This window comes from Thalassospira lucentensis, assembly GCF_011806425.1.
GTDB lineage: Bacteria > Pseudomonadota > Alphaproteobacteria > Rhodospirillales > Thalassospiraceae > Thalassospira > Thalassospira lucentensis_B.
Genome location: NZ_JAATOV010000002.1, coordinates 634,696 through 654,331, shown reverse-complemented (window position 1 = coordinate 654,331; position 19,636 = coordinate 634,696). Strand labels below are relative to the sequence as shown.

Here is a 19,636-nt window from a genome sequence, read left to right as displayed (position 1 = left end):
CGTTTACAGAGGAAGGAACCAAGAGATGATCGCAAAAATGCGACGCCAGGGAGGATACATAGATGTCGGATACGGCCGCACACGCGGTTAAACCCGATGCGGAGGGGCGTGTGCGCCTGTCTGGTCGGAAGATTTGCAAGTCATTTGGGTTGGCACAGGTGCTTTTCGATGTTTCCATCGATTTGCATGCGGGCGAGGTCCATGCGCTTTTGGGCGAAAATGGCGCTGGCAAATCCACCTTGGTCAAAATCCTGTCAGGATATCACCAACCGAGCAGCGGCGAGTTGATCCTGGATCAGAAGCCGGTGACGTTTGACGACAGTGAAGTCGGCGAAGCCCATGGGGTGATCCTGATCCATCAGGAACTTAATCTGGCCGAGCAACTGACCGTTGAAGAAAACATCTTTTTGGGCCGCGAGATCAAACGCGGCTGGTTCCTTGATAAAGCGGCAATGCGGGCCGAGGCCAAGAAGCTTTTGGATCAGTTGCAATGCGACATTGATCCGCGCACCCGCATTCGCGACCTTGCGGTTTCTGATCGTCAGATGGTCGAAATTGCCAAGGCGCTGTCAAAAAAGGCCGATATCCTGATTTTGGATGAGCCGACAGCGGTTCTGACTGGGCGCGAAGTTGATATCCTGTTTGATCAGATCAAACGCCTGCGCGCGCAGGGTGTCGGCATTTTGTATATTTCCCACAAGCTTGACGAAATCAAAGCGATTGCCGACCGGGTGACGGTGTTGCGCGATGGGCAACATATCGCGACCGAAACCGTGGCCGAGCTTGAAAAGGATGATATGGCGCGCCTGATGGTGGGGCGCGATATCCAACAAATGTTCCCCGACCGGCACGCCGATGACGGGGCGGAAATTGCCCTGTCGGTGCGTGACGTCAGTGTCGACGGGCTGGTGCGCGACGCCAGTTTTGATTTGCGGCGCGGCGAAGTTTTGGGCTTTGCCGGGATTGTCGGGGCCGGGCGGACCGCGTTGATGGAAGCAATCATTGGTCTTCGTGAACGCAGCAGTGGCCAGATCGAGCGCAATGGCGAGCCGGTCAAAATCACCAGCCTGCAAGATGCCAAGAAATGCGGCATTGCCTATTTGACCAAGGACCGCAAAGGCAGCGGGTTGCTGTTGAATATGGATATGCGGCCCAATCTGACCTTGTTGGCGTTGGAAAAATTCGGGCGGGTGTTTTTAAACCGCAAGGCCGAAGAAGACGCACTTGAAACCGCGATTGAGGCGTTTGATATCCGCGCGGCTGATCGCAAATCAAAGGTCGGTGATTTTTCGGGTGGTAATCAGCAAAAATTGCTGTTGGCGAAGGTCATGGAAACCGACCCGGACATCGTGATCATTGATGAGCCAACGCGCGGCATCGATATCGGCACCAAAAGCCAGATTTATCATTTCATCGGCGATCTAACCGATCGTGGAAAATCCGTCATTCTTCTGTCGTCTGAAATGCCTGAAATGCTTGGCCTGTCTGACCGTATTGCGGTGATGGCAGGGGGGCGCATTACCGGCATTCTGGTGGGGGATGGCCGCAATGAGCATGAAATCATGCGGCACGCGACAGGAATTTCAGGCAAGCAGGGAGCGTCTGTTCATGAGTAGCGTTGAGCGCAACGAAGCACCGACAAAGAAGACTTCGGGCGGCTTTAACATCGATTTTAAGGCGCTGGGGCCGTTTTTGGCACTGGTCGGGCTTTTCATCTTGGGCACGCTGATCAATGAAGCGTTCCTAAGTGGTGGCAACCTTTCGAACATTTTCACCCGCGCGGCCTTTATCGGCATCATCGCGGTTGGGGCGACCTTTGTGATTACCGCAGGGGGTATTGACCTGTCGGTCGGGTCGATGGCGGCGTTTATTTCCGGTGCGATGATTGTTGTGATGAACGGTTTGGTCGCTACATTGGGGGCCGGGGTTGAGACCGTGCTGCTGGGCATTTTGCTGAGCGTTGTTTTGGGCATTGGGGCCGGGGCGGTGAACGGCCTTGTCAGCACCAAGGGCAAGATCGAAGCATTTATCGTCACCCTTGGCACCATGGGGATTTACCGATCGCTTGTGACCTATATGGCCGATGGCGGGACCTTGTCGTTGGATTTCGATATTCGCGGGGTGTATCGCCCGGTTTATTACGGCGATGTCATGGGCATTCCGATCCCGGTTCTGGTGTTCTTTGCGGTGGCTGTTGCGGGATATGTTTTGCTGAACATGACGCCGTTTGGCCGGAAATGTTTTGCCATTGGATCGAACGAACAGGTTGCGCGCTATTCGGCGATCCATGTCGACCGGGTTAAGACCCTGACCTATGTGATTCAGGGGCTGTGTGTGTCGATTGCCACCATCATTTATGTGCCACGTTTGGGATCGGCATCGAGTTCGACCGGGGTTCTTTGGGAACTGGAAGCGATTGCGGCCGTGATCATTGGCGGCACCATGCTTAAGGGCGGTTATGGCCGCATTTGGGGCACGGTGATCGGCGCGATCATGCTGACGACGATTGGCAATATCCTGAATTTGACGGATGCGATCAGTAACTACCTGAACGGGGCTGTTCAGGGTCTGATTATCATCGTCGCGGTGTTCCTGCAGCGCGGGGACTGGCGACGCAAAAAGAGCAAATAACCGGCGATTAACGCCGGGAATGAATGTGAAAATGCATCATTTTTTTTGATCAGGAGGAAACGCAAATGAAAAGGTTTGCAAAATATCTTGGGGCGGCGTGTGCGTTGAGCCTTAGCCTTGCATCAGTGGGTGCGATGGCGCAGGAAAAAGTCAAAATCGGTGTGTCCATTCCAGCCGCCACCCATGGCTGGGCCGGTGGTTTGAACTGGCACGCGGAACAGGCGGAAAAACGCATTGAAGCAACCTATCCCAACATTGATGTGATTGTGGTGTCGGCCAATGGTGCGACCGAACAGGCCAATGATTTGGAAGATTTGGTATCGGTGCAAAACATCGATGCGTTGGTGGTGTTGCCGTTTGAATCCGATCCGCTGACGGTGCCGGTTCAGCAGGTCAAAAAGGCGGGCAAGTTTGTGACTGTGGTTGACCGTGGTCTTTCGCTGCCGGGAATTGAGGACGTTTATGTTGCCGGGAATAACCCACAGCTTGGCCGGGTGTCGGGTGAATATATCCGTGAACGCCTGAATGACGAGGGCAAGATTGTTGTCCTGCGTGGTATTCCGACCACGGTCGATACTGAACGCGTGGATGCGTTTGTTGCATCGCTTGAAGGGTCAAACATCGAAGTGCTTGATATGAAGCACGCCAACTGGAACCGAGATGATGGCTATGAAGTGATGCAGGACTTCTTGTCACGTTTCCCGGAAATCGACGCAGTTTGGGCACAGGATGATGACATCGCCCTTGGCGTGATCGAAGCGGTAAAACAGGCCGATCGGACCGATGAAATGTTCATCGTGGGTGGGGCTGGCATGAAAGACATCATCAAACGCGTGATGGATGGCGACAAACTGACGCCGATTGATGTGTTGTATCCGCCGGCAATGATCGCAACCGCGATGGAACTGACCGCGCTTAAATTCGCATCAGGTGTGCCGGTTGAAGGCCGTTACATTCTGGGTGCGACGGTTGTTACGCAAGAAAACGCCAAGAACTTCTATTTCCCAGATAGCCCGTTCTAAGGCGGCAATCACAGGGGGCCGGGTGCATAACCCCGCCCGGTCCCGCCGATCTTGATTGCACGAGATTTTCCAATTCCATTTTGCCACAGCGCTATGAGGTTATCGATGAAAACGCTCAAGGGACCGGCACTGTTTCTTGCGCAGTTCGCAGGTGACGAAGCCCCGTTTAACAGCCTGGATTCCATCGGAAAATGGGCCGCGTCCATCGGCTATAAGGGGGTTCAGATCCCAAGTTGGGACAAGCGCCTTTTTGATGTTGAACGCGCAGCCGACAGTAAAGATTACTGCGACGAGGTCAAAGGAACCCTTGCCCAACATGGCGTTGAGGTGACGGAACTTTCGACCCATCTGCAAGGCCAGCTTGTTGCCGTCCATCCGGCCTATGATGAAATGTTTGATGGCTTTGCCGTGCCAGAAGTGCGCGGCAATCCCAAAGCCCGCCAAGAATGGGCGGTGAAGCAGGTTAAGGCCGCGATCAAGGCATCGCAGAATATGGGCATTAATGCGCATGCGACATTTTCAGGTGCGCTTGCCTGGCCGTATGTTTATCCGTGGCCACAACGCCCCGCCGGGTTGGTTGAAAGTGCGTTTGATGAATTGGCATCGCGTTGGATGCCGATCCTTGATGTCGCCGACGATTGCGGTGTGGATGTGTGTTACGAAATTCATCCGGGCGAAGACCTGTTTGACGGGGCGACGTTTGAGATGTTTTTGGAACGGGTGAAAAATCACAGCCGGGCCAACATCCTGTATGATCCGAGCCACTTTGTTCTTCAGCAGCTTGATTACCTTGATTTCATCGACATTTACGCTGAGCGTATTCGCATGTTCCATGTGAAGGATGCCGAATTTAACCCGACCGGGCGGCAAGGCGTTTATTCCGGATATCAAGGATGGGCCAATCGGGCCGGTCGTTTCAGATCGCTTGGCGATGGGCAGGTTGATTTTGGCGCGATCTTTTCGAAATTGGCGGCGATTGATTTTGATGGCTGGGCGGTTTTGGAATGGGAATGTGCCCTTAAACATCCAGAAGACGGCGCACGCGAAGGGGCGGAGTTTATTAAAAACCATATCATTCGCGTGACGGAAAAGGCCTTTGACGATTTCGCCGATGGCGGCACGGACGAGGCGGCCAATCGCCGTATTCTTGGACTAAGCTAACACCCGATGATGGCGCGGTGATCGGTTTGATCGCCGCGCGTATCCCGGCAAAAAAGACATCAGGAGGCAGACATGAGCAACACAAACCCCCTTAATCGGCGTATCCGACTGGGCATGGTTGGCGGCGGACACGGGGCCTTTATTGGCGCGGTGCATCGCATTGCCGCCCGGCTTGATGATCGCTATGAACTGGTGGCGGGCGCATTGTCGTCCAAGCCCGATGTGGCGCGCGCGTCTGCCGAGGAGCTGTTTATTGCGCCAGATCGCAGCTATGACAGTTTTGACGCGATGGCAAAGCAAGAAGCCGCGCGAGATGACGGCATTGATGTCTGTGCGATTGTTACCCCCAACCATCTGCATTTCCCCGCCGCGATGGCGATGCTTGATGCCGGTATTCATGTGATTTGTGACAAGCCGCTGTGCCTGACCGTGGAGGAGGCCGAAACATTGGCCGCCAAGGTCAAGGAAACCGGACTTTTGTTCGCGCTGACCCATAATTACACCGCCTATCCAATGGTGCGCGAAGCCCGCCAGATGGTGGCCGATGGCAAGCTTGGCGATATTCGCGTGGTGCAGGTGGAATACCCGCAAGGCTGGATGGCGACACGGGTGGAAGATACCGACAACAAACAAGCCAGTTGGCGTGCCGACCCGGCCAAGGCCGGAATGGGCGGAGCATTGGGCGATATTGGCACCCATGCCCATAACCTTGCCGGGTTTGTTTCCGGCCTTGAGATTAGCGAGCTGTGTGCGGATGTCGATGCGATTGTTGAGGGCCGCAAGCTTGACGATAATGTGCAAATCTTGCTGCGCTATAACAACGGCGCGCGCGGGATGCTGTGGGCCAGTCAGGTGGCGATTGGCCATGAAAACGGCCTGAAATTGCGGGTGTATGGCGATAAAGGCGGCATTGAATGGGAACAGGAACATCCCAACCATTTGCATTTCCGCCCGCTTGATGGCCGCCCGGAACTTTTGACCCGTGGTGGCGCCGGGATTGGTGCCGAAGGTTTGCGCGGTGTGCGCGTTCCGCCGGGGCATCCGGAAGGCTACCTGGAAGGGTTTGCCAACCTTTATAGCGATTTTGCCGATCAATTGACGGCGAGCCTAAGCGGGACATCGCCAGACCCGGCAGCCCTTTTGGTGCCGGGAATTGAAGAAGGCCTGAAGGGGATGCAGTTTGTCGAGGCCGTGGTGCGGTCGGGCAAAGACGGTGCGTCTTGGGTCAAACTTTAACGCGCGGATTTCTGTTTGCGCGGTGGGCGGTGATGTCATCGCCCACATGACGGTTACATCCAAATTCAAATTTTGTTTCGTCCCAGCGAAATGAAACTTGGTCGCTGCTTTTACCGGCAGCGGCCTTTTTTTGTGATTACCCATGATTTTGGGGGGCGTATGATCCAGGGTTGAGGGGCGAATCGGTTATGTAAATCGTCAATAACGCCTTGATCGGGCTTGTTTTGGGAATGCGTTCGCCGTGGTTTTTAAATTTGGGCACAGGACGATGGGGGCGCAGACGCGCAGAAAGCCGGGGGCTGGTTTTCCACGAAGTGAAAAAGATTCGCCCCATGATTGATCGTCTATTGATGGAATTTCCGTAAAGGTGTTTGCTTGAAAAATAATAAATAAGCATACCCATCAGGGAAAAACCGGGAGCGTCCGATGCCTGCCAAGCCGAGGCTTCTAATCACGCGGAAACTGACCGATGCTGTGTTAAAGCGCGCAGCGCGCGATTATGACGTGATGATCAACGCCGAAGACCGCGTGTTTTCGACGGATGAATTGATTGCCAAATGTCAGGATTTTGACGCGGTCCTGCCGTGCCATTCCGAACATTTTACCGCCGATGTGATTGCGGCGCTTCCTGACAGATTGAAAATCATCGCCAACCATTCGGTCGGGGTCGATCACGTTGACCTGGCGGCGGCCAAAGAAGCCGGGGTGGTGGTGACCAATACCCCCGATGTGTTGTCGGACGCGACGGCGGAAATCGCCATGTTGTGTATGCTGGGTGCTGCGCGGCGCGGGGCCGAGGGTGACGCCATGGTGCGGGCCGGGAAATGGGATTTTTGGTCGCCCGCCTTCATGGTCGGGCGGCAAGTTACCGGCAAGCGATTTGGCGTTTTGGGCATGGGCCGCGTTGGGCAGGTTGCCGCCGAACGCGCCCGCGGATTTGGCATGACGGTGCATTACCATAACCGCAAACCATTGCCCGATCATTTGGCCAAGGGGGCGGTTTTCCACGATAGCATCGAAGGATTGTTTGCCAATTCAGATGTGTTGTCGCTGCATTGCCCGGCAACCAAAGACACCACCGGGATTATCAACAAAGACACATTGGCGTTATTGCCCGACCGCGCGATCCTTGTGAATACGGCGCGTGGCAACCTTGTGAAGGAAGATGATCTGGTCGCGGCGCTTGAAAGTGGGAAGCTTTTTGCCGCCGGATTGGATGTGTTTTGCGAGGAACCGGGCGGAAACCCAAAGATCAGCGGGTTAAAAAACGTATTTTTGTTGCCACATATTGGATCAGCAACCGAAGAAACGCGCGATGCCATGGGGTTCCGCGCGCTTGATAATCTGGATGCCTATTTTAACGATCGTGAACCGGGTGATCGGGTCGCGTAAAAAAGGCGGATAAACCGCCAAATATCAGGGAATTCAAAGCTTTAATAACAACAAAATGCGTGCCGGTTTTTGGTCCCGAAACGGGAAAAGCGCATGTTTGATGATCTTGAACAAAGAAGGTCAGGGGCTTTTGAAAGGCTGAGTTTACCGTTCGTGTGTCGGCAATGGTTGTCGATGTGCAGCGGTATTTCTGGGAGGAATTCATGAAGATGAAAACCAAATCTGAAGGCGTTAAGTCGAAAGAAGTGTCGCGTCGTTCGTTCCTTACCAAGGGGGCAACCGGGGTGGTTGCCGGGGGTGCGGCGGCATCGGGATTGTTTGCGGCACCGGCTGTTCATGCACAGCCCGCACCACTGGTGTTGAAAATGCAAACGTCTTGGCCGTCATCCGATATCTGGATGACCTTTGCCAAGGAATATGTCGACCGCGTTGAAGCAATGGCAGGGGGCCGGTTAAAGATCGATCTGTTGCCAGCCGGGGCGGTTGTTGCCGCGTTTCAGGTGCTTGACGGTGTGAATGACGGGGTGATTGATATTGCCCATTCGGTGCCGGTTTACTGGTATGGCAAAAACAAAGCCGCGTCACTGTTTGGCACCGGGCCGGTGTTTGGTGGGTCTGCGACCACCATGCTGAGCTGGTATTATGCCGGGGGCGGGCAAGAGTTTTACCGTGAACTGACCCAAGACGTGATGGGACTTGATATCGTTGGGCGTTTGGGCTTCCCGATGCCAGCACAGCCGTTTGGCTGGTTTAAAAAACCGGTGAACTCGGTTGCGGATATCGAAGGCCTTAAATACCGGACCGTGGGCCTTGCCGCCGATCTTTTGCAGTCGATGGGGATGTCTGTTGCCCAGCTTCCGGGGGGCGAGATTGTGCCCGCCATGGAACGTGGCGTGATTGACGCGTTTGAATTTAACAACCCGTCATCGGATATGCGTTTTGGCGCGCAGGATGTTGCGAAAAATTACTATTTGTCATCGTACCATCAGGCGTCTGAAAGCTTTGAGTTCCTGTTTAACAAGGCGCTTTTGGAAGATATCGAGCCCGATTTGCAGGCGATCTTGCTTCATAGTGTTGAAGCCGCATCGACATCAAACACCGCATTGGCGATGGATAACTATTCATCGGATTTGCAGAAATTGATGGATGAAGGTGTTGAAGTGCACCGGACGTCAAAAGACATTCTGGCGGCCCAGCTTGACGCGTGGGACAAACTGATCCCGACCCTTGAAGAAGATCCGTTCATGAAGCGGGTTCTTGATAGCCAGCGTGTATGGGTAGAGCGCGTGACCTATTACGAACTGATGAACTCGCCCGATTATCAGTTGGCATATGAACACTACTTCCCAGGCAAGTTGAAACTCTGATCAACGGCGAAGTGTTTTGATGACCCTGACCGCCCCGTGCACCCGATTTGGTGGACGGGGCGGTCAAGACGCTAACGGATAAGGTCTCATGATCGGATTTATTGAATTTGCGGACAAGCTTTCCGCCTGGTTTGGCAAGGCGTTTGGGTGGTTGATCATCCTGATGACGCTTGGCATGAGCTATGAAGTCGCATCCCGGTATTTGTTTAACGCACCGACCACATGGTCGCTTGATGTGTCGTTCATCATGTATGGCACGATGTTCATGATGGGCGGCGCTTATACGCTTTCGCGGGGTGGGCATGTGCGCGGGGATTTCCTGTATCGCCTGTGGAAGCCCAGAAACCAGGGCATGGTTGATCTGGTGCTTTATATCTTCTTCTTTTTCCCCGGTGTGATCGCCTTGATCCTTTCGGGGTGGAAATATGCCGCCCGATCATGGGGATACGGTGAAGTCAGTGTGAACAGCCCGGCGGGCGTTCCGATCTTTCAATTTAAGGCCGTGATTGTTGCGGCAGGCATTCTTCTGTTCATTCAGGGCATCGCGCAGGTGATGCGCTGCATCATGTGTATCCGCGAAGGGTATTGGCGCAATGCCGATGATGATGTCGAGGAAACCGAAGAACTTCTGATGAAGCAGGGTGTTGCCAAGAACGATTAAGGGCGACGAACCCCGATTTTCGGACCGAAACAGTGCCAGAAACAGTGATTGCCCCCGAACGGAGCTGCCAAAGTGATTGACGCACATGTCGCCCTTATGATGCTGGGCATCTTTATTATCCTCGTATTTATGGGCTTTCCGGTGGCCTTTACCCTGATGGCGTTGGGGATTGGCTTTGGATATTACGCCTATTTTGATGCTGGCCGGATGTGGCGGTCCTTTAACCGTCTGGCCGAAGACAGTGACACCCTGACATCGGCCATTACGTGGTTTGAAGGGGCGTTTAACAACCGAATATTCGATTTATTTATCAACCAAACCTATACGGTGATGTCCAACGAAGTCCTGACAGCTGTGCCGCTGTTTTTGTTCATGGGCTATATCGTTGAACGGTCCAACATCGTCAATCGGCTGTTTAGCACGCTTAATATCGCGGCGCGTAATATCCCCGGATCGCTTGGCGTTGCGGCCCTTGTGACCTGTGCGCTGTTTGCAACGGCGACCGGGATTGTGGGCGCGGTTGTGACGCTTATGGGGATGCTGGCCCTGCCGGCGATGCTTAAAGCGCGCTATAATAAAAGCTTTGCCGCCGGGATTATTTGTGCGGGCGGTACCCTTGGCATTTTGATCCCGCCATCGATCATGTTGATTGTCTATGCCGCCGCATCGGGGGTTTCGATTGTGCGGCTGTATGCCGGGGCGTTGTTGCCCGGCTTGACGCTTGTTGGGCTGTATCTTTTGTATATCGTTGGTCGGGCGATGCTTCAGCCAAAAGCCGCCCCACGCCCAACTGCCGAAGAAGTCCCGGAAGTGCCGTTGCCCCAAGTTCTTTGGATGTTGGCGACGTCGTTCTTTCCGTTGGCGTTTCTTATCCTCGCCGTTTTGGGATCGATCCTGTTTGGGTTGGCGACACCGACCGAGGCCGCATCAATTGGGGCGCTGGGCGGGATGATTTTGGCCGCGGCGTACCGGGCGTTGACGTTTGATCGGTTGCGGGAATCTGTTTACCTGACGGTGCGGACAACGGCGATGGTGTGCTGGTTGTTTGTTGGGTCTTATACGTTTTCGTCGGTATTTTCGTATTTGGGGGGCGAACATGTCATTGCCGAGTTTGTCGGTGGGCTTGACCTGACACCGCTTCAGTTCCTGTTGTTGGCGCAGCTGATTATCTTCTTGCTGGGCTGGCCTTTGGAATGGTCGGAAATCATCATTATCTTTGTGCCGATCTTCCTGCCGCTGTTGCCGCTGTTTGATATTGATCCGCTGTTCTTTGGCATCTTGGTGGCGTTGAACTTGCAGACGTCATTCTTAACCCCGCCCATGGCGATGTCGGCCTATTACCTTAAAGGCGTTGCACCCCCCGGTATCTTGTTGACCGATATCTTTAAGGGGATCATGCCGTTCCTGTTCATGGTGATTGTCAGCATGGTGTTGATGTACACGTTCCCGCAGATCGTTTTCCATCTGCCTGATGTGTTCTATGGTGCACGGTAATGAAAAAGGCTTCGGGAAAGATAACATGAGTACAATCAATCCACTGCTGACCCTTGATGTGGTTGAACTGCGCGACCGGCTGGCATCCGGGGCGGTGCGCGCGGTTGAATATGTCGAGGCGTGCCTTGCGCGGATCGAAGAGATTGAACCACAGGTCCAGGCATGGGCATGGCTTGATAGCGATTTTGCCATGGCACAGGCCCGTGCCCTTGATGCGCGGCGTCAATCCGGGGCGGCGATTGGGCCGCTTCATGGATTGCCGGTGGGGTTAAAAGACGTCATTGATACCGCGCGCATTCCGACATCAAACGGGACCCCGTTGGATGCTGGGCGCGTGCCCGAAGAAGACGCGGTTTTGGTGGCCCAGCTTAAAGCCGCCGGGGCGATCATTATGGGCAAGACGGTGTCGACCGAACTTGCCTTTATGCATCCATCAAAAACCCGAAATCCGCATAACCCAAACCACACACCGGGCGGATCATCCGCCGGATCGGCCGCCGCCGTGGCCGCGGCCATGGTGCCGCTGGCGGTGGGAACGCAAACCGGGGGATCGGTGATCCGACCGGCATCATTTTGCGGGGTGGTTGGGTTTAAGCCCAGTTTTGGCGCCATTCCGCGTACGGGGGTTTTGGCGCAAAGCCCGACCCTTGATACCATCGGGGTGTTTGCCAATTCGATTGGTGGGGCGGCGATGGTGGCTGAAAGCCTGTTTGGCTATGACGCGGGGGATCGATATACGGCACCTTGCCCAACGCCAAGATTGCTTGAAACCGCGACCAGTGACCCGTTGGTCACGCCGATGTTTGCCTTTGTCCGGCCGCCGCAATTTGATGACGTGGCCGACGAAGAAACCGTGATGGCATTTCGCGAAATCACCGGTGTTTTGGGCGAGCAATGCTTTGAAGCGCCGTTGCCCAAGGCGTTTGACGATGCCGCCGCCCTTCGGGCCAAGATCAATTTCGTTGAAATGGCCAAGCATTATTACGCCTATGAAAAGCATGGCCGTGATCAATTATCGCCCGAAATCCTTAAGGCGATTGATCAGGGCAATGACGTTAAGGCGCGTGATTACCTGGCCGCCCTTGATTGGCGGGGCTTGTTTAATGCCGGGTTGGAGGAAGTGTTTAAACGCTGCGATGCGATCATAACACCCGCCGCCCCCGGACCGGCCCCGGCGGATTTAAGCACGACGGGCAATGCCATTTTTAACGGGCTTTGGACATTTTGTGGCACGCCCGCGATCACCATTCCGATGCTGTGGTCGCAAAACGGCATGCCGATGGGCATTCAGCTTGTTGGCAAGGTGGGCAATGACGCGCGGTTGTTGCGCACAGCCAACTGGTTGAAAACGTATCTCAGCACGCAGGGAGAGCCGGATGAACAGTGATTTAATGAACCGTGCCATGGCACTTTTTGCCATCGCGTTGCTGACCGGGTTTGTCGCGATTTTGATCGTCTATGTGCCGCGATGGGATTTGGGCATCATGGGCGCGCTAACCGTGTTTTTGGCCGCGTGGGATTTCTGGCATACCGCCACGGGGCGGACCGAAAACAAACACTAAGCCAATCGGCGGCCAGCAGACCAAGCAACAGAGTTAACCCAATCGGGGCAGGGATGCATTCCTGCCCCGTTTTTTATGGTGGGTGGGGCAGGTTTGATTGGAATAGTTTTCTAAAAATCTTTTCGTTAGCGTCTCAGAGTGTTTTAATCCATGACTTTTATTGGAATTCATTTTTTATTTTATAAGTAAAATTATGAAATTGATTGTATTATTTCTCTTTCTAATCCTTTGTTATTTAGTTTTTTAATAGCAATAGGGAATCCAATTTCAAATGATCCATTTTTTTCTACTTCTAAAATGGCATTTTTCATGAATTCAGTCATTTCTTCCATTAGAGAAGCTCCATTTTTGATTGCATTTTCGGCAATTTTTTTTGCCTTTTCCTCAAACTGGTTCGTCATGCCAATTACAGCGATTTTGTTATGAGGGATGAGTTCTTTATCCACATAAACCGTGACTATACCATCCGCACCATTTTTATTTTTCATCGTGTATTTGTAAATACTTTCTTCACCTGTTATCGGGTTTCTCAATAGTAGTATAAAATCAGTCTTCATTTGTAAGATTGAGTTGCTGTCAAGTCTATATTTTTGAGCTGATTTTATTGATCTATTGATCGAATGTTTAACTATTTCTGAAATGATTTCATTAGACGTCGCTTTGTTAAGATCAGAATCGTTGAAACCAAAAAAATCTTCATCGTAGATATCGTTTGGGTTTGATTCAAAGTTTACAGACTCGCATGGCATTCTTATTTTCGGCTCTGAAATTGATTCTTTATTGTATTCGTAATCTAATTTTAAGTCAGAAAGATGGTTTGAAACGGAGTTTATGATGTGTTGCGCAACAAGCGTGCTTCCTGCAAAAGATAGCAAGCATTCATATCTAATGTAGTATTGATTGTAATCCCGAAAGTATCCGTCATTTCCTATGCTTGGGTTTTTTATTTTTATTTCTATTTCCACATTTTTTTTGAAACCAGTAACTAATGGCCTCCTGTGAGTGTAAGATGGAGTTGTTATCATACTATCGGATATTACAAAAATTCCATCTCTGTGTTTTCCAAAATTTTTTGATGATTTTCTGAATTTTTCTTCTTCTTCTTTGATTTCAACTCCGAATTCAACTTTGAATTCATTAATTGCTTCATCGAATTCAGAATGGAAGGTGTCTTCTATATAGCCGGCTATTACTAAAGTCATTTCTTGAAACCTAATTTTTTATAAAACTATCTAAGGGTATTGCTGCAGTGGTTTTGACCCGTTTGGTGACGATATAGGTGAAATAGCGGTCAATGCCGATGTCAGACACCAACAGGCGGTCGACCAAGCGTTGGTAAGCGTCAACGTCGTGACAGAGCACCTTGAGCATGTAGTCGACCCCGCCGCCAAGCGCGTAGCATTCGACGATTTCCGGGATGTCTTGCACCGCCTTTTCGAACCGTTCGAAATCAGCATGTTGGTGATGACGTAAGGTTACCTCGGTCATGACCAAGGTCGGTTTGACCAGCTTTTCAAGGTTGATATGGGCGTGATAGCCCGAAATCACCCCAAGGTCTTCGAGGCGTTTGAGCCGTTCCCAACAGGGGCTTGGCGAAAGGTTCACCGCCTCGGCCAATTTGACCTTGGTGATGCGCCCTTCGCGTTGCAGGGTTTTAAGAATTTTAAGATCGAGCTCATCAAGCTTGATCATGATCAGATAACCTTTGCAATCACAGCCAAACAATCGCCGGTCTTGATCAGACCGGGGAAATGACGGCACGAAATAATGCCATCACGTGATGCGTAATATTCGCGCGGCGTCGCACCGGTGCGTTCCACATCATAAATGCGGGCGATCAAATCGCCCTGTTTTACCATATCGCCCAGATCAACACAGGGTTCGAACAGGCCGGTGGCCTCGGACGCGACAAAGCAATCGTCGCCGGGCATATCAAGCATGGTGGTGCCATCCGGGGCCGGTTCAAGGTCGCCGCCCAGAATGCCAGCATGGATCAGAACGTTGCGCACACCGCGATCGGCAATCGCGACGCGTTCCGCCGTGGTGGAGCCGCCGCCGCCCAGTTCGGTGGTGACAAAGGTTTTGCCCGCTTCTTCGACGACGGTATCGAACATGCCAACCGCATCAAGTTCAAGCATCATCATCGAATAAGGCGCGCCAAACGCATTCATCGCCGCCACACAACGGGCTTCTTGTTCCTTGTCGGGCAGCACATGGGCGGCCGCGAACGGAATGAAATCAAGGGTCTTGCCGCCGGAATGGATATCAAGAACGATGTCGGCCTGTGGCACGAGATAGCGGAAGATATAATCGGCAATTTTCTGGGTCACGGTGCCGTCAGGCTTGCCGGGATAGGACCGGTTCATGTTGCCCGCATCAATCGGGGAGGTGCGCGATGCATTGCGAAATGCCGGGTAATTCATCGCCGGCAAAATGATCACGCGCCCGGTGATTTCCGAAGCGGTCAAGGAGCCCGCTAGTTTGAACAGGGACACCAGTCCTTCGTATTCGTCGCCGTGATTGCCGCCGGTCAAAAGGGCGGTCGGGCCTTCGCCATTGCGGATGACGGTGATGGGGATCATCACAGCCCCCCATGCGGAATCATCGCGTGAATAAGGCAGCTTTAAAAAGCCGTGATGAATACCATCCTGATCAAGCGGGATCGTCGGGCTGATGGGGGAGGCTTTTGTCATAGTGGTCGTATCCTTGATGGGCCGAAAGTTGCGACCGCAGAAAACTGGCATTTGTAATCATGCACCGGATCATTGAGCGACGAAGCAGTAAGGCATCGCGCCATCGCAGCATGTTGGCATCACAGCGACATGGTGCGCGGGGCATCCCGGATCGCCGGAGTTTTGGCATGTGCAACGCAACGTTTGGTCCGGTGCGGTTTTAAAGGATCAGACGCGGTTTGCGGGTGTGGCGTGGCCGCGTCTGATCGCTTTGATGGTGATGACCTGTCGGCTAGTTCTTGACGAACAATTGCCGTGGGTAACTGGTCAGTGTTTTGCTGCCGGTTTCCGTGATCATCATGCTTTCGGTGATTTCGATCCCCCAGTCGTCAAACCAAAGGCCCGGCATGAAGTGGAACGTCATGCCCGGTTCGAGAACGGTTTTGTCGCCGGGGCGCAGGCTCATGGTGCGTTCGCCCCAATCTGGCGGATAGGAAAGCCCGATCGGATAGCCACAGCGGCTGTCTTTTTCGATGCCGTATTTTTGCAAAACGCCAAAGAAGGCAAGGGCGACGTCTTCGCACAGGCCACCCGGTTTTGCGGCCTCAAGCCCGGCCTGAAGGCCTTCGATGATGGCACTTTCGGCATCCAGGAAACGCTGGTCAGGATCGCCGAGGAAGATCGTCCGCGACAGCGGCGCGTGGTAGCGGCGATAACATCCGGCAATTTCAAAGAATGTCCCGGAATTGCCCGGAATGGGTTTTTCATCCCATGTCAGATGCGGCGCACCGGCATCTGGACCCGATGGCAAAAGTGGCACGATGGCCGGGTAATCGCCCCCGATCCCGTCAACACCGGCAATCCCGGTACGGAAGATTTCCGCGACGAGTTCGTTTTTCTTCATGCCCGGTTCGACGACTTCGAAGATACGTTCATGCATGTTTTCAACAATGCGCGCGGCTTGGCGCATATAGAAAATTTCGGTTTCCGATTTGACCGCACGTTGCCAGTTCACAAGGGCGGTGGCATCGGAAAACTTTGCATTGGGCAAATGGGTCTGGAGCTGCAAGAAGGCCTTGGCAGAGAAATAGTAGTTATCCATTTCCACGCCAATTCTGCGCGATCCCCAACCACGATGTTCGATCACCTCAGACAGGTAATCCATCGGGTGATGGGTGGTCGATTGCACATAATAATCCGCATAAGGAATGATGCGATCATGGGTCATATAGACCGTGCGCTTTGCGCCATTGGCATCTTGGGAACGACCAAACCAAATCGGATCGTCCTCAATCGGGACAAGCACACATTGATGGACATAAAAGGACCAGCCGTCATAGCCGGTCAGCCAGGCCATGTTTGACGGATCGGTCACGATCAAAAGATCAAGACCCTTCTCCACCATGGCTTTTTTGGTTTTCTCCAGACGCTCGGCGTATTCCTCGCGTGTGAAATTTAGTTCAACCTGGCTCATCGCAGGCCTCCTGATAAAGGCGGGGTTTCAGTTTTCCTGACCCATTTTCCTTATGTTGTTAAGCAGTAATCTCGACACCGGCCGATGCTTTGTCGCAGCGGCTTCGGGCGAGGGTGGCGATTGCGGTGTCTTGGACACCAGTCCCGGTCAGGTCACAGATGGTAATCTGATCATCGGAGGTTCTGCCAGAGGCATTTTTCGCGATGACCTGTCCAAGTTCGGGGAATGTTGCGCTTTCGGACACAGTTTTGGTGTTCAGGGCGTGATGAAGTTCGCCCAAAATCCGTGTTTGTGCCTGACTGTCGCAGACATAAAGATCGGCCTGCCCAATCAGGGCAGGATCAATTTCGTTTTTATGTTCAGCGTCCGAGCCCATCGCGGTGATATGGGTGCCCGGTTTGACCCAAGCGGCCATCAGAACCGGTTCGCGTGCGGGCGTTGTGGTGACGATGATATCGGCATGTTCGGCGGCGTCTTTGCCATCGGTGGTGGCGGTGACGGGAATGCCCAGATCACGCGAGGCGGCCTTGGCGCATTCTTCGGCCTTGGCCAAATCACGCGCCCAGATGGTGGCCGATGCAATCGGGCGCACCAAGGTTAATGCTTTAAGCTGGAGGCGGGCCTGAACACCTGCGCCAAAAATCGTCGCATGTTTGGCATCCTTGCGCGCCAGATGGTTGGCGGCAACGCCACCGGCTGCGGCGGTGCGGATGTCGGTCAAAAAGCCGTTATCCAAAAGGACGGCTTCGAGCATGCCGGTTGTGGATGAAAACAGGTTCATCAACCCATTGACCGATGGCAGGCCAAGTTTGGGGTTATCAAAGAAGCCGGGGCTTATTTTGATCGCAAAACTTTCCAAGCCGGGAACATAGGCGGTTTTGACATCGACTTCGCCATTGTGGTCATCAATATCCAACCGCAGGATCGGCGGCATGCGGACATCCTTGGTCGCAAGGGCGACAAAGGCATCTTGCACACATTCAAGCGCGTCCATATCAAGGTCGATGACCTTGCGCAGATCGGTTTCGGTGAGGATTCTGATGTTTGGCATGTCGATTACTCCGCCATCAGGTCGACGTCTTCGCCGCCAACGATCCGTTTGTGCAGGGCCATATCGATGTTGCACCCGGTGGTCAGAACAACTGTGCGCCCCGGATTATCAATCAAACCAGCGCGAAGGGCGGCAATGCCAACGGCGCCTGATCCTTCGATGACTTGTTGATCGTCAATATAGGCCGCACGGATGCCATCGGCGATCTGGGCTTCGTTGACCAGAACGAAATCATCGGTCAGATCACCGCACATATTGAACGTGTATTCGTTGTTTTCACCAATACCACCCCCCAGACTGTCGGCCAGAGTTGGCAGTTCCTTGACCGCGGTTGGTTTGCCTTCTTGCAGGCTGGTGATCATCGCACAGCCGCGTTCCATGGTGATCCCGACGACGCGAATGTTGGGATTGATCGTTTTGGCGACCAAGGCCACACCGGCCAAAAGCCCGCCCCCAGACAGCGGCACCAGCAAGGTATCAACATCAGGCAGCGCTTCGATGACTTCAAGGCCAAGCGTACCTTGCCCGGCAATGATGTGGGCATGGTCAAAGGGCGGGAGCATGGTCAGGCCTTCTTCGGCGACAAGGCGGTCGACTTCATGCTGGGCTTCGTCCTGGGATTGGCCAATGATGCGGACTTCGGCCCCTTGGGCGCGGATGCCATCGACCTTGTTTTGCGGCACCAATTCGGACATGCAAATCACGGAACGTACCCCGGCATTGCGCGCGGCATAGGCAAGGGCGCGGCCATAGTTGCCGGTTGAGACACCAACAACGCCCTTGGCCTTTTGGTCGTCGCTGAGGCGCAGGACAGCATTGGCGGCACCGCGCAGCTTGAAGCTGCCGGTATATTGTTGTTGTTCGCATTTAAGCCACACCGGCGTTCCGATCCGATCCGACAGGCTGGCGGAGGGTCGAAGCGGGGTATGGATCACATGGCCCGCAATGTTTTTGCGGGCAGACAGCACATCAGCAAATGTGATGGGGTCCTTCATTGGGCCTCGATCTATCTTTACGGTTTCGGGGCGTGGTCAAACAGGGTGCCGAAACCCTTGACCGGCTTTGTATAGTTGATCAGATGCAGGGCGTGCCAGATCAGGGCCTGATTGCTGGTGATCACGGGCTTGCCCAGTTTTTGTTCGGCCTGTGCCACGATTTCGGCAGATCGGATTGCGGTGCAGGAAATAAACACTGCATCGGCATCGGGTGTATCGACCTTCATCGCGGCATCAAGAATGGTTTTGGGCGGCAGTGCGGTCATGTCCCGATCATTATCCAGCCCAAAGCCCATCAGTCGGGTGACGTCAAAACCCTTATCGATGAAACCATCCGCGACTGAGCGTGTCACAGCGGGAAGATAAGGTGTCACGATGGCAATTCTTTTCGCGCCGACGGCCTTTAGGGCCAGTTCACCGGCCAGAAGCGGGTTGGTCACACGGACACCGGGCATGCCTTGATTAATCAGGGCGGCGATTTTATCGGATCCATTGACCGAGGTGCCCGACGTGCAGCCAAAGATCGCAACATCAACCCCGTATCCCGGCAGCAATGTGCGCGCAGCACGGGGCAAATCATCAGCCATGGCACGCAGGTTTTCGACGGTGACGGGATTGGCATTTTCAATACGGGTGGTGAACAGACGCACATCACCGGGCAGGATGCCGCGCAGGTCATCCTCGCTGTTGAAATCGGTGGCAAGCGTTATCAGTCCAATGTGACCTGCCGGTCCGACAGGTTCGGAAACATAAGCAAGATCGACTGGCTCTGGCGTGACCGTTTGGGATACGGACATCATCCTGAACTCCAAGTGGCGAGGTGGTCCGGACCCTGTTTTGGTCTGGACCACCTTGGTTTCGTTTTGGTGGGGCGCACGATGACGATGTGCATCCCCTATGATCCTGATCTGGTGTGCC

Annotated in this window: 18 protein-coding genes; 11 read left to right on the top strand and 7 right to left on the bottom strand. The window is 53.6% G+C overall.

Annotated features, from left to right (window positions below):
• The first annotated feature begins 62 nt into the window (after positions 1–62).
• From HCZ99_RS08535 to HCZ99_RS08485, 11 genes are all read left to right on the top strand, one after another.
• Complete coding sequence (locus HCZ99_RS08535) at positions 63–1,616, top strand: sugar ABC transporter ATP-binding protein (RefSeq protein WP_167446506.1); 1,554 nt, start codon at positions 63–65, stop codon at positions 1,614–1,616.
• A complete protein-coding gene (locus tag HCZ99_RS08530; RefSeq protein ID WP_167446505.1) occupies positions 1,609–2,631 on the top strand; it encodes an ABC transporter permease in 1,023 nt (340 codons plus the stop codon). Before HCZ99_RS08535 ends, HCZ99_RS08530 begins: the two co-directional genes overlap by 8 nt.
• A 65-nt stretch (positions 2,632–2,696) precedes the next feature.
• The gene (locus HCZ99_RS08525) at positions 2,697–3,653 is read left to right on the top strand and encodes an ABC transporter substrate-binding protein (RefSeq protein ID WP_167446504.1); all 957 of its coding nucleotides are present in this window, start codon (positions 2,697–2,699) and stop codon (positions 3,651–3,653) included.
• Positions 3,654–3,758: 105 nt separating this feature from the next.
• Positions 3,759–4,814, top strand: a complete 1,056-nt coding sequence (locus tag HCZ99_RS08520) for a sugar phosphate isomerase/epimerase family protein (protein WP_167446503.1) — start codon at positions 3,759–3,761, stop codon at positions 4,812–4,814.
• Between the two features lie 72 nt (positions 4,815–4,886).
• Entirely contained in the window at positions 4,887–6,050 is a 1,164-nt protein-coding gene (locus tag HCZ99_RS08515) for a Gfo/Idh/MocA family protein (RefSeq protein WP_167446502.1), read from the top strand.
• A gap of 426 nt (positions 6,051–6,476) precedes the next feature.
• The gene (locus tag HCZ99_RS08510; RefSeq protein WP_167446501.1) at positions 6,477–7,442 is read left to right on the top strand and encodes a 2-hydroxyacid dehydrogenase; all 966 of its coding nucleotides are present in this window, start codon (positions 6,477–6,479) and stop codon (positions 7,440–7,442) included.
• 203 nt (positions 7,443–7,645) lie between these two features.
• Positions 7,646–8,809, top strand: coding sequence for a TRAP transporter substrate-binding protein (locus HCZ99_RS08505; RefSeq protein ID WP_217701475.1), 1,164 nt, complete (start codon positions 7,646–7,648; stop codon positions 8,807–8,809).
• 88 nt (positions 8,810–8,897) lie between these two features.
• Entirely contained in the window at positions 8,898–9,470 is a 573-nt protein-coding gene (locus HCZ99_RS08500; protein WP_167446500.1) for a TRAP transporter small permease subunit, read from the top strand.
• A 72-nt stretch (positions 9,471–9,542) separates the two neighbouring features.
• Positions 9,543–10,964, top strand: coding sequence for a TRAP transporter large permease (locus HCZ99_RS08495; RefSeq protein ID WP_167446499.1), 1,422 nt, complete (start codon positions 9,543–9,545; stop codon positions 10,962–10,964).
• Positions 10,965–10,989: 25 nt separating this feature from the next.
• A complete protein-coding gene (locus tag HCZ99_RS08490) occupies positions 10,990–12,351 on the top strand; it encodes an amidase (RefSeq protein WP_167446498.1) in 1,362 nt (453 codons plus the stop codon).
• Positions 12,341–12,526: a hypothetical protein gene (locus tag HCZ99_RS08485; protein WP_167446497.1), complete on the top strand. Its 186-nt coding sequence runs from the start codon at positions 12,341–12,343 to the stop codon at positions 12,524–12,526. The genes HCZ99_RS08490 and HCZ99_RS08485 overlap by 11 nt, the downstream gene beginning before the upstream one ends.
• A 191-nt stretch (positions 12,527–12,717) precedes the next feature.
• Here the strand turns inward: HCZ99_RS08485 and HCZ99_RS08480 are convergent, their stop codons facing one another.
• The 7 genes from HCZ99_RS08480 to HCZ99_RS08450 form a co-directional block, all read right to left on the bottom strand.
• Positions 12,718–13,728, bottom strand: coding sequence for a hypothetical protein (locus HCZ99_RS08480; RefSeq protein WP_167446496.1), 1,011 nt, complete (start codon positions 13,726–13,728; stop codon positions 12,718–12,720).
• A gap of 10 nt (positions 13,729–13,738) precedes the next feature.
• A complete protein-coding gene (locus HCZ99_RS08475; protein WP_167446495.1) occupies positions 13,739–14,218 on the bottom strand; it encodes an Lrp/AsnC family transcriptional regulator in 480 nt (159 codons plus the stop codon).
• 2 nt (positions 14,219–14,220) lie between these two features.
• Positions 14,221–15,219, bottom strand: a complete 999-nt coding sequence (gene doeB / locus HCZ99_RS08470; protein ID WP_167446494.1) for a N(2)-acetyl-L-2,4-diaminobutanoate deacetylase DoeB — start codon at positions 15,217–15,219, stop codon at positions 14,221–14,223.
• 271 nt (positions 15,220–15,490) lie between these two features.
• Positions 15,491–16,672 (bottom strand): ectoine hydrolase DoeA, encoded by a 1,182-nt coding sequence (doeA, locus tag HCZ99_RS08465; RefSeq protein ID WP_167446493.1) that lies wholly within the window; start codon positions 16,670–16,672, stop codon positions 15,491–15,493.
• A gap of 58 nt (positions 16,673–16,730) precedes the next feature.
• Positions 16,731–17,723 (bottom strand): ectoine utilization protein EutC, encoded by a 993-nt coding sequence (eutC, locus tag HCZ99_RS08460; protein ID WP_167446492.1) that lies wholly within the window; start codon positions 17,721–17,723, stop codon positions 16,731–16,733.
• Between the two features lie 5 nt (positions 17,724–17,728).
• Positions 17,729–18,718 (bottom strand): hydroxyectoine utilization dehydratase EutB, encoded by a 990-nt coding sequence (eutB, locus tag HCZ99_RS08455; protein ID WP_167446491.1) that lies wholly within the window; start codon positions 18,716–18,718, stop codon positions 17,729–17,731.
• 17 nt (positions 18,719–18,735) lie between these two features.
• Complete coding sequence (locus tag HCZ99_RS08450) at positions 18,736–19,518, bottom strand: maleate cis-trans isomerase family protein (RefSeq protein ID WP_167446490.1); 783 nt, start codon at positions 19,516–19,518, stop codon at positions 18,736–18,738.
• Between the last annotated feature and the right edge of the window lie 118 nt (positions 19,519–19,636).